We start from the raw sequence: 12,399 nt of genomic DNA on the forward strand, positions 1-12,399 counted from the left end.
ACCGTGAACATCGATACCCCGGCCGACCACAGGACCGACAGCAGCACCCCGGTGCCCGAGCGCCCGACGCGCGAGGCCACGGAGGAGGCCGTGCGCACGCTGCTGCGCTGGGCCGGCGAGGACCCGAACCGGGAGGGGCTGGTGGATACGCCCGCCCGCGTGGTCCGGTCCTACGAGCAATTCTTCGCCGGCTATGCCACCGACCCGGTCGAGCTGCTCGCCCGCTCCTTCGAGGAGACGGATGGCTATGACGAGATGGTGGTGCTGCGCGACATCCGCCTGGAATCGCATTGCGAGCACCATATGGTGCCGATCATCGGCCGGGCGCATATCGCCTATCTGCCGGCCGGCCGGGTGGTCGGGATCAGCAAGCTGGCGCGGGTGCTGGATGTCTATGCCAAGCGGTTGCAGATCCAGGAGAAACTCACCGCGCAGGTGGCCAATAGCATCAACGAGGTGCTGCAGCCCAAGGGCGTCGCCGTGGTGATCGAGGCGGCGCATCAGTGCATGACCACGCGCGGCATCCACAAATCCGGCGTCACCATGGTGACCAGCCGCATGCTGGGCGCCTTCCGCGACGACCCCTCCACCCGCCGGGAATTCCTGGCCATGATCGGCGGCCATCGCGGCTTCGTCGAGGGCTAGGAGCCTTTCGACGTGACGGCATCCTGGGCTGCTGGGGCTTTCGGATGCGGCGGGCGGTGACGGTTGCCGTGGCAGGCTTCAAGCGGCGGCTCTGGCGAGCCTGAGGAGGTTATGGGCGGTGGAGCAACGCCCCTTCGCCTCGTGGGGGCCGCGGAGGGGGAATTGGCGGAAGCCCCTGGCGTACTTCCCCTGGCCGAATACCGGCTCGGCGGCCCCGGACGGCTTTCGTCCTTCGCGCGGCGGCAAAGAGGTCATCAACCGCTGCCATTTCCGGACGGTGGCGACGGACTACTGCCTTGAAGTTCTCGGTCCCGTAGGACTGACAAATCTCCGCCTTGCCAATGGATGATGGGTCGGAGGTCGCCAGGAACGTGGCGGCGCATCCCCAGGGGCCACCGTTAACCCGCGCAAGGCACCGCTCGCGAGGCGCGTCTTTTCACCCCATGTATAGTGGCCCAGTGGGGTAGCGCCTCAGCAAGGCCTTGATTTGTCTTGTGTCCCCGGAGTTTCCTCAAGGGCTTGTTGCGATGGCGGAGAGGGTGGGATTCGAACCCACGGTACAGTTGCCCGTACTTCGGTTTTCGAGACCGACCCGATCGACCGCTCCGGCACCTCTCCGCATCGGGACCCGCCGTATAGGGAAACCCTGCACCAGGCGCAACGCCCGCTCTTCGCCTCCGGCACTTTCCGGGTGGGGCAGCGCCAGCCGGGGCGGTTCAGCCCGGCGTTGACGCCGGCCCGGTCCCATGGCTATACACCCCGCCTCCCGGCGGCGCTTTGCGTCGCCGGCGGCCGTGTTCGGCCGTGCAACATAGAATGACCGCCGAGTATCCGCCGCCTGGGGGCAGCGCCGCCCCCGGCACGCAATCCTGGCGCGACCAGTTGGGGCCGCACGATGAATTTCGCAGTGATCCGCACCGGCGGAAAGCAATACCGGGTGACACCGAACGCCGTCCTCAGGGTCGAGAAGCTGGAGGCCGAGCCCGGCGCCACCGTCACCTTCCATGACGTGCTGGCCATGGGCGGCGAGGCCGGCCTGACCATCGGCGCGCCCACCGTGGCTGGCGCCAGCGTCACCGCCACGGTTCTGGAACAGACCCGCGGCGACAAGATCCTGATCCTGAAGAAGCGCCGCCGCAAGAACAGCCGGCGCAAGAAGGGCCACCGCCAGCAGGAGACCGTCCTGCGCATCGCCGCGATCGCGGCGGCCTGAGCGAGAGATAGGGAAACCTCACCATGGCGCACAAGAAGGCCGGCGGCTCCTCCCGCAACGGGCGCGATTCCGCCGGCAAGCGGCTGGGCGTGAAGCTGTTCGGCGGCCAGGCCGTGAAGGCCGGCAACATCATCGTCACCCAGCGCGGCACCAAGATGCGGCCCGGCCGCAATGTCGGCGTCGGCCGCACCCATTCCATCCATGCCATGGTCGATGGCGTGGTGAAATTCGAGCGCAAGGCCGAAGGCCGGGTCCATGTCTCCGTGGTGCCGGTCCAGCAGGCCGCCGAATGACGCCAGCCGACATCGGCTGACGCGACGGGGGCCGCGAGGCCCCCGTTTTCGTTTCAGGACCCCAATCCCATGAAATTCCTCGATGAAGCCAAGGTCTGGGTGAAGGCCGGCGATGGCGGCGATGGCGTCATCGCCTTCCGGCGCGAGAAATTCATGGAATTCGGCGGCCCGGATGGCGGCAATGGCGGCAAGGGCGGCGATGTGGCGATCGAGGCCGTGGACGGCCTCAATACCCTCATCGACTATCGTTACGCGCAGCATTTCAAGGCGCGGAAGGGCGGCAACGGCGCCGGCGCCGACCGCACCGGCGCCGGCAGCGAGGACGTGGTGCTGAAGGTGCCGGTCGGCACCCAGATCTTCGCCGAGGACAAGGAAACCCTGCTCGCCGATCTCGACGCCCCCGGCAAGCGCGCCACCATCGCCCGGGGCGGCGACGGCGGCTTCGGCAACGCGCATTACAAGACCAGCACCAACCGTGCTCCCCGCCGCGCCGACAAGGGCTGGCCGGGCGAGGAGCGCTGGCTCTGGCTGCGCCTCAAGCTGATCGCCGATATCGGCCTGGTCGGCCTGCCCAATGCCGGGAAATCCACCTTCCTTTCGGTGGTCAGCGCGGCCAGGCCGAAGATCGCCGACTATCCCTTCACCACCCTGCATCCGCAGCTCGGCGTCGTGCGCCTCTCGCATGCGGAGGAATTCGTCATCGCCGATATCCCCGGGCTGATCGAGGGCGCGCATGAGGGGGCCGGGCTCGGCGACCGTTTCCTCGGCCATGTGGAGCGTTGCGCCGCCCTGCTGCACCTGGTCGATGGCAGCCAGCCCGACCCGGTCCGCGCCTGGCAGACCGTGCGTGCGGAGCTTGAAGGCTATGGCGGCGGCCTCAGCGCCAAGACGGAGCTGGTGGCGCTGAACAAGACCGATGCCATGACCCCCCAGGCCCGGACCAGCCGCCGCAAGGCCCTGGAAAGGGCGGTGGGCGGGCCGGTCCACCTGATCTCCGGCGTCACCGGCGAGGGGGTGCCGGAAGCGCTGCGGGCGCTCGCCGATGTCGTGGCGGCGCGGCGGGGCGCCGAGCGGGACGGCTGAGTGGTCCGGTCGCCCGGAGGCGAAGCCGGAGGGCGTGAACCGGCCCGCAATATACAAGGCAGCCGCCGACTTCGCCCCTGGGCCGGGCGCGTGCTATGCGCCCCGCCCATGGAAGCGCAGAACGGCATGGTGGCCGCGCCCCCCTCGCTCCGGGACGCGCGGCGCGTGGTGGTGAAGATCGGCTCCGCCCTGGTGGTGGAGGAAAAAACCGCGGCGCCGCGCGACGCCTGGCTGGCCTCGGTCGCGGCGGATGTCGCCGCCATGCGGGCGCGCGGCGTGGAGGTGGTGCTGGTCTCCTCAGGCGCCATCGCCCTGGCCCGCCGGGCGCTCGGCCTCACCCGCAAGCGGCTGCGGCTGGAGGAGAAGCAGGCCGCCGCCGCGGTCGGGCAGATCCGCCTGGCCGGCGCTTGGCAGGCGGCGCTCTCGGCGCATGGGCTGGCCGCCGCGCAATTGCTGCTGACGCTGGAGGACAGCGAGGACCGCCGCCGCTACCTCAATGCCCGCGCCACCATCGGCACCCTGCTCGACCTCGGCTGCGTGCCTGTCATCAACGAGAACGACACGGTGGCGACCGCCGAGATCCGCTTCGGCGACAATGACCGGCTGGCGGCGCGCGTGGCCGAGATGATCGCCGCCGATGCGCTGGTGCTGCTCTCCGACATCGACGGACTCTATACCGCCGATCCGCGCCGCGACCCGGGGGCCGCGCATCTGCCAGTGATCGAGCGCATCACCGAGGAGATCATGGCCATGGGGGGCGAGCCGCCACCCGGCTATTCCTCCGGCGGCATGCGCACCAAGCTGATCGCGGCCCGCATCGCCACCGGGGCGGGCTGCGCCATGGCGATCGCCCAGGGCCAGCGGGACAACCCGCTGCGGGCGATCGAGGAGGGGGCGCGCTGCAGCTGGTTCCTGGCCTCGCCCGAGGGGCGGTCCTCGCGCAAGCGCTGGATCGCCGGGTCGCTGGCGCCGCTCGGCGTGCTGCTGGTCGATGCGGGAGCGGCACGGGCCCTGCGGCGCGGCTCCTCCCTGCTGCCGGCCGGGCTGCGCGGCGTGGAGGGGCAGTTCCACCGCGGCGACCCGGTGAGCGTGCACGACCTCGAAGGCCATGAACTGGCGCGCGGCCTCTCGGCCTATGATGCGGAGGCGGCGCGGCAGATCGCCGGCCGGCGCAGCGAGGAGATCGAGGCGATCCTCGGCTGGCGCGGCCGGGACGAGATCGTCCACCGGGACGACCTCGTGCTGCTCTGAGATACCGCTACCTTCAGTAAGCCTTTTCTTCGCTACCCGGCGGACCGCGCCGCTGCCTTCGGCAGGAAGCAATGCTCCGGCCCGGGGAAGCGCCGGGCGCGGACATCCGCCGCATATTCCGCGGCGGCGGTGGCGATCTGGCTGCCGAGATCGGCATAGCGCCGGACGAAGCGCGGCGTGAAATCGCTGAACAGGCCGAAGACATCCTCCGCCACCAGGATCTGGCCATCGCAGGCCGGCGAGGCGCCGATGCCGATGGTCGGCACCGGCAGGGCGGCGGTGATGGCGGCGGCGACCGGCTCCAGCGTGCCTTCCAGCACCACGGCGAAGGCCCCGGCCTCCGCCATCGCCTCGGCATCGCGCGTCACCTGCCGCGCCTCGGCTTCCGAGCGGCCGGTCGCGCGGAAGCCGCCGGCCGTGTTCACCGCCTGGGGCATCAGCCCGACATGGGCGCAGACCGGGATGCCGCGCTGGGCCAGGAAGCGGGTGGTTTCCGCCAGCGCCTCGCCGCCCTCCAGCTTCACCCCGCCGGCGCCGGTTTCCGCCATGATGCGGGCGGCGTTGCGGAAGGCCTGCTGCGGGCTTTCCTGGTAGCTGCCGAAGGGCATGTCCACGATCACGCAGGCCCGGCCGGCACCGCGCATCACCGCGGCGCCATGCGCGATCATCATGTCGAGCGTGACCGGCAGCGTGCTGTCGAAGCCATAGAGCACCATGCCGAGGGAATCGCCCACCAGCAGCAGATCCGTGTGCGGGTCGAGCAGCCGCGCCATCTGGGTGGTATAGGCGGTCAGGCAGACCAGCGGCTCGCCACCCTTGCGGGCGCGGATATCGGGAATGCTGGTTCGCCTGTTGCGTGGGACCGTGCTCATCGCTTTCCTCCCGGGAGCTTGATGGGGTGGCTTTCACGCCTGTGCCGCCGGCCGTCAAGCGCGCGCTTGGTCCTGCCGGCGGACGGCGCCGCGCATTTCCACCACGCCGATATTGTTCTAGGGATCACGCCAGCGCCCCTGGCCAGAGGCTCCGGGAGCCGAGAGGATTGCCGCCGTGAACGCCATTACCGATGCCATCGCCCGCCAGCTCGAAGCCGCCGCCCGCGCCGCCCGCGCCGCGGCCGGGGTGCTCGCCCGCGCGCCGCGACCGGCCAAGGACCTGGCGCTGATGGCGGCGGCGGCGGCGCTGCGCGCCCGCACCCCCGCCATCCTGGCCGCGAATGCCGCCGACCTGGCCGCCGCCGAGGGGCTGACCGCGGCCTTCCGCGACCGCCTCACCCTCACCCCCGCCCGCATCGAGGCCATGGCGGCGGGGCTGGAGGAGGTGGCGGCGCTGCCCGATCCGGTGGGGCGGGTGCTGGCCGAATGGACCCGGCCGAACGGGCTGCTGATCCGCCGCGTCGCGCAGCCGCTGGGCGTCATCGGCATGATCTTCGAGAGCCGGCCGAACGTGGCGGCCGATGCCGCCGCGCTCTGCCTCAAATCCGGCAATGCGGTGATCCTGCGCGGCGGCTCCGACAGCAGCCGCAGCGCCGCCGCCATCCATGCCTGCATGGCGGAGGGGCTGCGCGCGGCGGGCCTGCCCGAAGCCGCGGTGCAGGTGGCGCCGACGCCCGACCGCGCCTTCGTCGGCGCCATGCTGCGCGCCGCCGGGCTGATCGACCTCATCATCCCGCGCGGCGGCAAGTCCCTGGTGGCGCGCGTGCTGGAGGAGGCGCGGGTGCCGGTGCTGGCGCATGCCGAGGGGCTCTGCCATACCTATGTCCATGCCGCCGCCGAGCCGGCGATGGCGCGGGAAATCCTGGCCAATGCCAAGCTCCGCCGCACCGGCATCTGCGGCGCCACCGAGACCCTGCTGATCGATTCCGCCATCGCGCCCTCGCTGCTGCCGCTGCTGGTGGAGGATCTCCGCGCGCTCGGCTGCGACTTCCGCGCCGATGCCCGGGCGCGCGCCATCGTCGCGGATCTGCCACTCGCGACCGAGGCGGATTTCGCCACCGAATGGTTGGATGCGGTGCTCTCCATCGCCGTGGTGGATGGCGTGGAGGGCGCGCTGGCGCATATCCGCCGCCATGGCAGCGAGCATACCGAGGCGATCGTCACGCAGGACGAGGCGGCGGCGCGGACCTTCCTGGACGGGCTCGATTCCGCGGTGGGGATGTGGAACGCCTCCACGCAATTCTGCGATGGCGGCGACTCGGCTTCGGCGCCGAGATCGGCATCGCCACCGGCCGGCTGCATGCGCGCGGCCCGGTCGGGTTGGAACAGCTCTGCACCTATCGCTACCATGTGCTGGGGACCGGGCAGACCCGGCCCTGAAACGCCCGCGAGGGCACTGGGGAAGGGATCACCATGCGCCGCCTGCTGCCTTGCCTCGCCGCCGCCATGCTGTTCGGCGCGCCCGCCTTCGCCGCCTGCCCCTCCGACGAGGCGGTGGAGCGCCTTGCCCGCACCATGCTGGAGAACCAGCCGGGCGAGCCCCTGGCGGGCATGACCTCGCTGGCGGATGGGCAATGCGCCCAGGACAAGCTGGTGGCCCTGTTGCAGCGCCAGTTCGGCCGGCCGGTGGGCTACAAGGTGGGCCTCACCAACCCGACGGCGCAGCAGCGCTTCGGCGTGACGCACCCCGTGACCGGCACGATCTACGAGGCGACCCTGCGCATGCAGGACGGCGCCGAGGTGCCGGCCCGCTTCGGCGCCATCCCGGTGGTCGAGGCCGACCTGCTGGTGCGCGTGCGCGACGAAGGCATCAACCAGGCACGCACGCATGAGGAGGTGCTGCGCCATCTCGACCAGGTGATTCCCTTCATCGAACTGCCGGACCTAGTCATGCCGCCGCAGCGCCTGGACGGGCCGAACCTGGTGGCGATCAATGTCGGGGCGCGGCTCGGCGTCTCCGGCACCCCCATCCCGGTGCAGGCGACGCCCGAATTCGCCGCCGCGCTGGGCGGCATGACCGTGCGCTTCACCGACGACACCGGCAAGGAATTGTCCCGTGCCCCGGGCACCGTGCTGCTCGGCCATCCGCTGAACGTGCTGCCCTGGCTGGCGGAGGATCTGGCGAAGCGGGGCCGCCGGCTGCAGGCGGGCGACATCGTCTCGCTCGGCGGCTTCTCGCCCGCCCTGCCGGCGGAGGCCGGCCGCACCTATACCGTGCGCTATGAGGGGCTGGCGGCACAGCCGGTCTCGGTCAGCGTCAAGGTTCGGTGACGGCCCAGCCGGGCGTTTGGGGAGACAGCCGCCGGGTCCGGATCGGCCTGCTCGGCGGCAGCTTCAACCCGGCCCATGCCGGGCACCGGCATGTGGCGGAGCGGGCGCTGCGGCAGCTTGGCCTGGACCAGGTCTGGCTGCTGGTCTCGCCCGGCAATCCGCTGAAGCCGCGGCGCGGCATGGCGCCCTTCGCCGAGCGGCTGGAATCGGCGCGGGCCATCGCCGACGGGCGGCGGATCATCGCCACCGATATCGAGGCGCGGCTCGGCAGCCGCTACACGGTGGAGACCCTGGCCCTGCTCCGCCAACGCTTTCCGCGGGCGCGCTTCGTGCTGCTGATGGGGGCGGACAACCTCTCGCAACTGCCGCGCTGGCGAGGCTGGCGGCGGCTGGCGCGGGAGACGCCGATTGCGGTGCTGCCGCGGCCAGGCGAGACCCTGCGGGCGCTCTCCGGCCAAGCGGCCCGGGCGCTGGCGCGGCACCGCCGGGCTCCGGCGGCGTTGCTGGTCGGGCCGGGGAGGGGCCACGCGCCCTGGGGCCTGGTCCCGGCGCGGGAGCACCCGGCCTCCGCCACCGCCATTCGGGCGGCGCGGGGCGCACCGGATGCAGGAATGGTGTAGGTTCGAACAGGAAGACAGAGGAGGCGCTTATCGCGCGCATGCCGAAAGCCCCCACCGGGGGCGAGGACAAGCCCGCCCGCCGGCGCAGCGCCGCGGCGGGCCCGGCCAAATCCCCCGCGACGAAGCCTGCGCCCCGAGGTGGTGCGGCGAAGGCCGGGTCGCGTGGGGCGGCGGCGAAATCCGCGGCGCGCGGTGTGGCCAAAGCCCCGCCACGCGGTGCCACGGCGAAGGCTCCGGCGCGGGGCGCCACGCCACGCGCTGCCGCGAAACCCGCGCCACGTTCCGGGGCGGCGGGCGCCACCTCGCGTGGCGCCGCGACGAAAGCCCCGGCACGCAATGCGGCGAGGGCTGCACCACGGCCCGGCGCGGCGGCAACCACCTCGCGTGGCACCGCCACGAAAGCGCCGGCACGCAATGCGGCGAGGGTTGCGCCACGCTCCGGGGCGGCAGGGACCGCCTCGCGTGCTGCGGCGCCGAAAGCCTCGGTGCGTGGCGGCACCGCGAAGGTGCCGGCCCGGGGCGCCACGCCACGCGCCGCCGCGAAGGCGGCACCGCGTTCCGGGGCAGCGGGCGCCGCTTCGCGCGGCTCCACCACGAAGGCCCCGGCACGGAGTGCCTCGACAAGGGCTGCGCCGCGGTCCGGCGCTGCGGGCAGCACGCCGCGTGGTTCCGCTGCGAAGGCCCCGCCACGCGGCGCCTCGGCACGGGCCGCGCCGCGGTCCGGTGCGGCGTCGGCCACGCCGCGCGGTGCCGCCACCAAGGCTCCCGCACGCCGCGCCGCGGCGGAGGTCCCGCCCGGCGCGAGGGCGGCCCGTCCCGCGGCGCGCCCCCGGCCGGACCCCCGCGAGGCCGCAGCCTCCGAGGCCGCAATGCCACGCACGGCATCCCCGAAGCCCCGGCGTGTCGCCCTGCCGAAGCCGACCACCGCGCCATCGGCCGCGGCGCTCCGCAAGCAGCAATTCGCCGCCGGCCCGGGCGGGATGCCCACGGCGCGACCAGGCCGGGCCGCGAGCCGGGCCAAGGTCACGCCGGACCGGCTGGCGCAGCTCGTCGCCGCCGCCCGCGGCAGCCTGGAGGACGACAAGGCCGAGAATATCGTCGTGCTCGACGTCACCGGCCGTGCCAGCTTCGCGGATTGCCTCATCATCGCCACCGGCCTGGTCGACCGCCAGCTCCAGGCCATGGCGACGCATGTGCAGGAGGCGCTGGAGAAGGCCGGCCTGCGGCTGCGGCGGGACAAGATCCAGGCCTCGCCGGACTGGGTCCTGCTCGATGCCGACAACCTGGTGGTGCATCTCTTCAAGCCGGAGGCCCGGGCAACCTATGCGCTGGAGCGCATGTGGGGACCGGACAGCCCGAGGGGGGAGGGCGCCGCCGAGCCTGCCCGAGCGGAGGCCGTGCTGGAGGAGCCGGCCGGCGAGGACGCCACCGGCGAGGAGTGGAGCTTCGAGGAGCCCGCCGGCGAGGAGCCCCCGGAGGAGCCGTGAGCCGCGCCATCCGGCTGCTGGCGGTTGGTCGCCTGAAGCCGGGGCCGGAGGCGGCGCTCTTCGCGCAATACAGCGCCCGCCTCCGCCCGCCGCCCCTCGTCACCGAGATCCCGGAGGCGCGGGGCAGCGCCGCCGAGATCCGCCGGCGCGAAGGGGCTGCGCTGCTGGCCATGCTGCCGGATCAGGCGCTGCTCGTGGCGCTCGACCTCGGCGGCGCGGCACCCTCCAGCGAGGCGCTGGCGACCTTGACCGAGCGCTGGGACGCCAGCGGCCGGCCGCTCTGCTTCGCAATCGGCGGCGCCGAGGGGCTGGACCCGGCGGTGCTGGCGCGGGCCGACCACGCACTGTCCCTCGGCCCGCTGACCTGGCCGCATTTCCTGGTGCGTGGCCTGCTGGCGGAGCAGTTGTTCCGCGCCCAGGCGATCCGCGCCGGCCATCCCTATCACCGCGCTTGGCGGCCCGGCTGAGAATAGTGTCTCAGCTTGAAATCCAATTCCGTTTTCGTCCTGAGCGGTTGAGCTTCGCGTCGCCGTCCCGGCTCGCCACCCATGCAGCTCCGCCCGCCAAGCGCGGGCCATACAAGAAGCGCGATAAATGATGCTCTATCGGCAGATCATGGTTTGGAAGCGGATCAGCGCATCGAGGGCCGTTCGTTATGTCTGCTTTGAGCAGATCAAGTCGTCATTTGTCTGTGTCCAGAGTGCCGACTTTTATGATCTGCCACTGGACGCAGCTATAATACGTCAACACGATAGCCAGATTATCGAGCTGTTCACAGAGACTGATCTCAATGACCGATGTACTTGGTTTAGCAGTCTAGAGGGCGCTATCCAGCGCATGACGAAGAGTTCGGCGACCCATTTTCAAACTGAGACACTACCGGGCTGAGCCCGCCCTTGCCGCCATAGGGGCGCTGACGCAGGCTCCCGCATCTCCGGGTCGCGCGGCCGGGCCGGCCGCCCATAAGGGTGAGGGCAGGGGAGGCAAGGCGCATGACACAGAGCGATGGCCCGGGAGCCGGCCGCCTGCTGGCGCGGCCGCGGCCCGTGGCGGCAGCCATGCTCTCCGCCGCCCCCTGGCCCCTGCCGCCGGGGCTGCATCCATTCGGCATGGGTGGGGCGCGGGATGGCAGGCTGCGGGTGCCGGCCAGCCGCATCGAGGCGCCGCTGCCGCTGATCGTCATGCTGCACGGTGCCGGCGGTACCGCCGAGCGGGGCCTGCGCCGCATCGCCAGCATCGCCGATGCGGCGCTGGTGGTGCTGCCGGAAAGCCTGGGCACCACCTGGGATGTGCTGGAGGGCGGCTATGGGCCGGATGTGGCGCGGATCGATGCGGCGCTGGCTCGGGTCTTCGCAGCCTGGCCGGTGGACCCGGCGCGGCTCGCCATCGCCGGCTTCTCGGACGGCGCCTCCTATGCCCTGTCGCTGGCGCTGATGAATGGCGGGCTGTTCAGCCATGCGCTGGCCTTCTCGCCCGGTTTCGCCGCGCCGCTCCGCTTCGAGGGGCGGCCGCGCCTCTTCATCAGCCATGGCATCGCCGACGAGATCCTGCCGATCGAGCGTTGCAGCCGCCGCCTGGTGCCGCGGCTGCAACGCGCCGGCTACCGGAGCCACTACAGGGAATTCCCCGGCGGCCATGAGGTGCCGGAGGTGGTCGCCGCCGAGGCACTGGCCTTCCTGATGGCCGGTTGAAGCGGCGCCCGGCGGGTGCCAGCATCCGCGCACGAAAAGATGGGGGAAGCGCATGGACAGCATCACCGACGACCTGGAGGGCAAGGTCGCCATCGTCACCGGCGCCGGTTCGCGGCCCGGCGAGGGTGTCGGCAATGGCCGCGCCGCTGCCATCCTCTTCGCTCGCGCCGGCGCCCGGGTGGTGCTGGCCGATGCCAATGCCGAATGGGCCGAGGAGACGCAGCGCATGATCGCCGCCGAGGATGGCGAGAGCCTGGTGGTGCAGGCCGATGTGACCCGGCCCGAGGATTGCCGGAAGATCGTACGGGCTGCGGTCGAAGCCTATGGCCGGCTCGACATCCTGCTGAACAATGTCGGCGTCAGCGGCCCGCCCGGCACGGCGGAGGAAGTGGATCTCGAAGCCTGGAGCCATGGGCTGCTGGTGAATGTCACCTCCATGATGCTGATGGCGAAATACGCGGTGCCGGAGATGCGTCGCGCCGGTGGCGGCGCCATCGTGAATATCGGCTCGGTCGCCGGGCTGCGCGGCGGGCATCCGGGGCTGCTCTACCCGACCTCGAAGGGCGCGGTGGTGAACATGACGCGGGCCATGGCGGTGCACCATGCCAAGGACCGCATCCGGGTGAACTGCATCTGCCCGGGCATGGTCTATACGCCCATGGTGCAGGCCAAGGGCATGACGCCGGAGATGCGCGAGGCGCGACGGAAGCGCAGCATCCTGCAGGTGGAGGGCAGCGGCTGGGATGTCGGCGCCGCGGTGGTGTTCCTGGCCTCCGGCAAGGCGCGCTGGATGACCGGGGCGATCGTGCCGGTGGATGCCGGCGCCACCGCCATCGCGGCGCTGTCCAGCGGTGCCGGATAGGCGCAGCCGTGGGCCGGGCCATGGCTGCGTGCTGGCCGCGGCGCCCAGCCG

Annotated in this window: 12 protein-coding genes, 1 tRNA gene and 1 pseudogene; 12 read left to right on the forward strand and 2 right to left on the reverse strand. The window is 71.9% G+C overall.

What is annotated here, in order from left to right; all coding sequences use genetic code 11:
• The first annotated feature begins 3 nt into the window (after positions 1–3).
• A complete protein-coding gene (folE, locus tag KSF81_RS08045) occupies positions 4–645 on the forward strand; it encodes a GTP cyclohydrolase I FolE (RefSeq protein ID WP_217378535.1) in 642 nt (213 codons plus the stop codon).
• A 528-nt stretch (positions 646–1,173) separates the two neighbouring features.
• On the opposite strand, the gene KSF81_RS08050 is transcribed toward folE, so the two are convergent.
• Positions 1,174–1,263: transfer RNA gene (locus tag KSF81_RS08050), tRNA-Ser, on the reverse strand.
• A gap of 277 nt (positions 1,264–1,540) precedes the next feature.
• Here KSF81_RS08050 and rplU point away from each other — a divergent pair.
• The 4 genes from rplU (at position 1,541) to proB (ending at position 4,485) form a co-directional block, all read left to right on the forward strand.
• Positions 1,541–1,858, forward strand: a complete 318-nt coding sequence (gene rplU / locus KSF81_RS08055) for a 50S ribosomal protein L21 (protein ID WP_217378536.1) — start codon at positions 1,541–1,543, stop codon at positions 1,856–1,858.
• 23 nt (positions 1,859–1,881) lie between these two features.
• Complete coding sequence (gene rpmA, locus KSF81_RS08060) at positions 1,882–2,151, forward strand: 50S ribosomal protein L27 (RefSeq protein ID WP_217378537.1); 270 nt, start codon at positions 1,882–1,884, stop codon at positions 2,149–2,151.
• 69 nt (positions 2,152–2,220) lie between these two features.
• Entirely contained in the window at positions 2,221–3,234 is a 1,014-nt protein-coding gene (gene obgE / locus KSF81_RS08065; RefSeq protein ID WP_217378538.1) for a GTPase ObgE, read from the forward strand.
• A 108-nt stretch (positions 3,235–3,342) separates the two neighbouring features.
• Positions 3,343–4,485 (forward strand): glutamate 5-kinase, encoded by a 1,143-nt coding sequence (gene proB / locus KSF81_RS08070; protein ID WP_254453417.1) that lies wholly within the window; start codon positions 3,343–3,345, stop codon positions 4,483–4,485.
• A gap of 32 nt (positions 4,486–4,517) precedes the next feature.
• Here proB and panB read toward each other — a convergent pair whose 3' ends face one another.
• Complete coding sequence (panB, locus tag KSF81_RS08075) at positions 4,518–5,357, reverse strand: 3-methyl-2-oxobutanoate hydroxymethyltransferase (protein ID WP_217378539.1); 840 nt, start codon at positions 5,355–5,357, stop codon at positions 4,518–4,520.
• Positions 5,358–5,532: 175 nt separating this feature from the next.
• On the opposite strand from panB, the pseudogene KSF81_RS08080 reads away from it, so the two are divergent.
• From KSF81_RS08080 to KSF81_RS08110, 7 genes and pseudogenes are all read left to right on the forward strand, one after another.
• A pseudogene (locus KSF81_RS08080) lies at positions 5,533–6,797 on the forward strand (glutamate-5-semialdehyde dehydrogenase).
• Between the two features lie 33 nt (positions 6,798–6,830).
• Complete coding sequence (locus tag KSF81_RS08085) at positions 6,831–7,688, forward strand: 2-keto-4-pentenoate hydratase (RefSeq protein ID WP_217378540.1); 858 nt, start codon at positions 6,831–6,833, stop codon at positions 7,686–7,688.
• Positions 7,685–8,308 carry a nicotinate-nucleotide adenylyltransferase gene (locus tag KSF81_RS08090; protein WP_217378541.1) on the forward strand — a complete coding sequence of 208 codons (624 nt, stop codon included), beginning with the start codon at positions 7,685–7,687 and terminating at the stop codon, positions 8,306–8,308. The genes KSF81_RS08085 and KSF81_RS08090 overlap by 4 nt, the downstream gene beginning before the upstream one ends.
• Positions 8,309–9,177: 869 nt before the next feature.
• Positions 9,178–9,795 carry a ribosome silencing factor gene (gene rsfS / locus KSF81_RS08095; RefSeq protein WP_254453418.1) on the forward strand — a complete coding sequence of 206 codons (618 nt, stop codon included), beginning with the start codon at positions 9,178–9,180 and terminating at the stop codon, positions 9,793–9,795.
• A gap of 8 nt (positions 9,796–9,803) precedes the next feature.
• On the forward strand, positions 9,804–10,262 hold the full coding sequence (locus KSF81_RS08100; RefSeq protein ID WP_217381612.1) for a 23S rRNA (pseudouridine(1915)-N(3))-methyltransferase RlmH: 459 nt from the start codon (positions 9,804–9,806) through the stop codon (positions 10,260–10,262).
• Between the two features lie 525 nt (positions 10,263–10,787).
• Entirely contained in the window at positions 10,788–11,486 is a 699-nt protein-coding gene (locus KSF81_RS08105; protein ID WP_217378542.1) for an alpha/beta hydrolase, read from the forward strand.
• 52 nt (positions 11,487–11,538) lie between these two features.
• On the forward strand, positions 11,539–12,348 hold the full coding sequence (locus KSF81_RS08110; RefSeq protein WP_254453419.1) for an SDR family NAD(P)-dependent oxidoreductase: 810 nt from the start codon (positions 11,539–11,541) through the stop codon (positions 12,346–12,348).
• The last annotated feature ends 51 nt before the right edge of the window (positions 12,349–12,399 follow it).

The organism is Siccirubricoccus sp. G192 (assembly GCF_019084075.1).
Classification (GTDB): domain Bacteria; phylum Pseudomonadota; class Alphaproteobacteria; order Acetobacterales; family Acetobacteraceae; genus G192.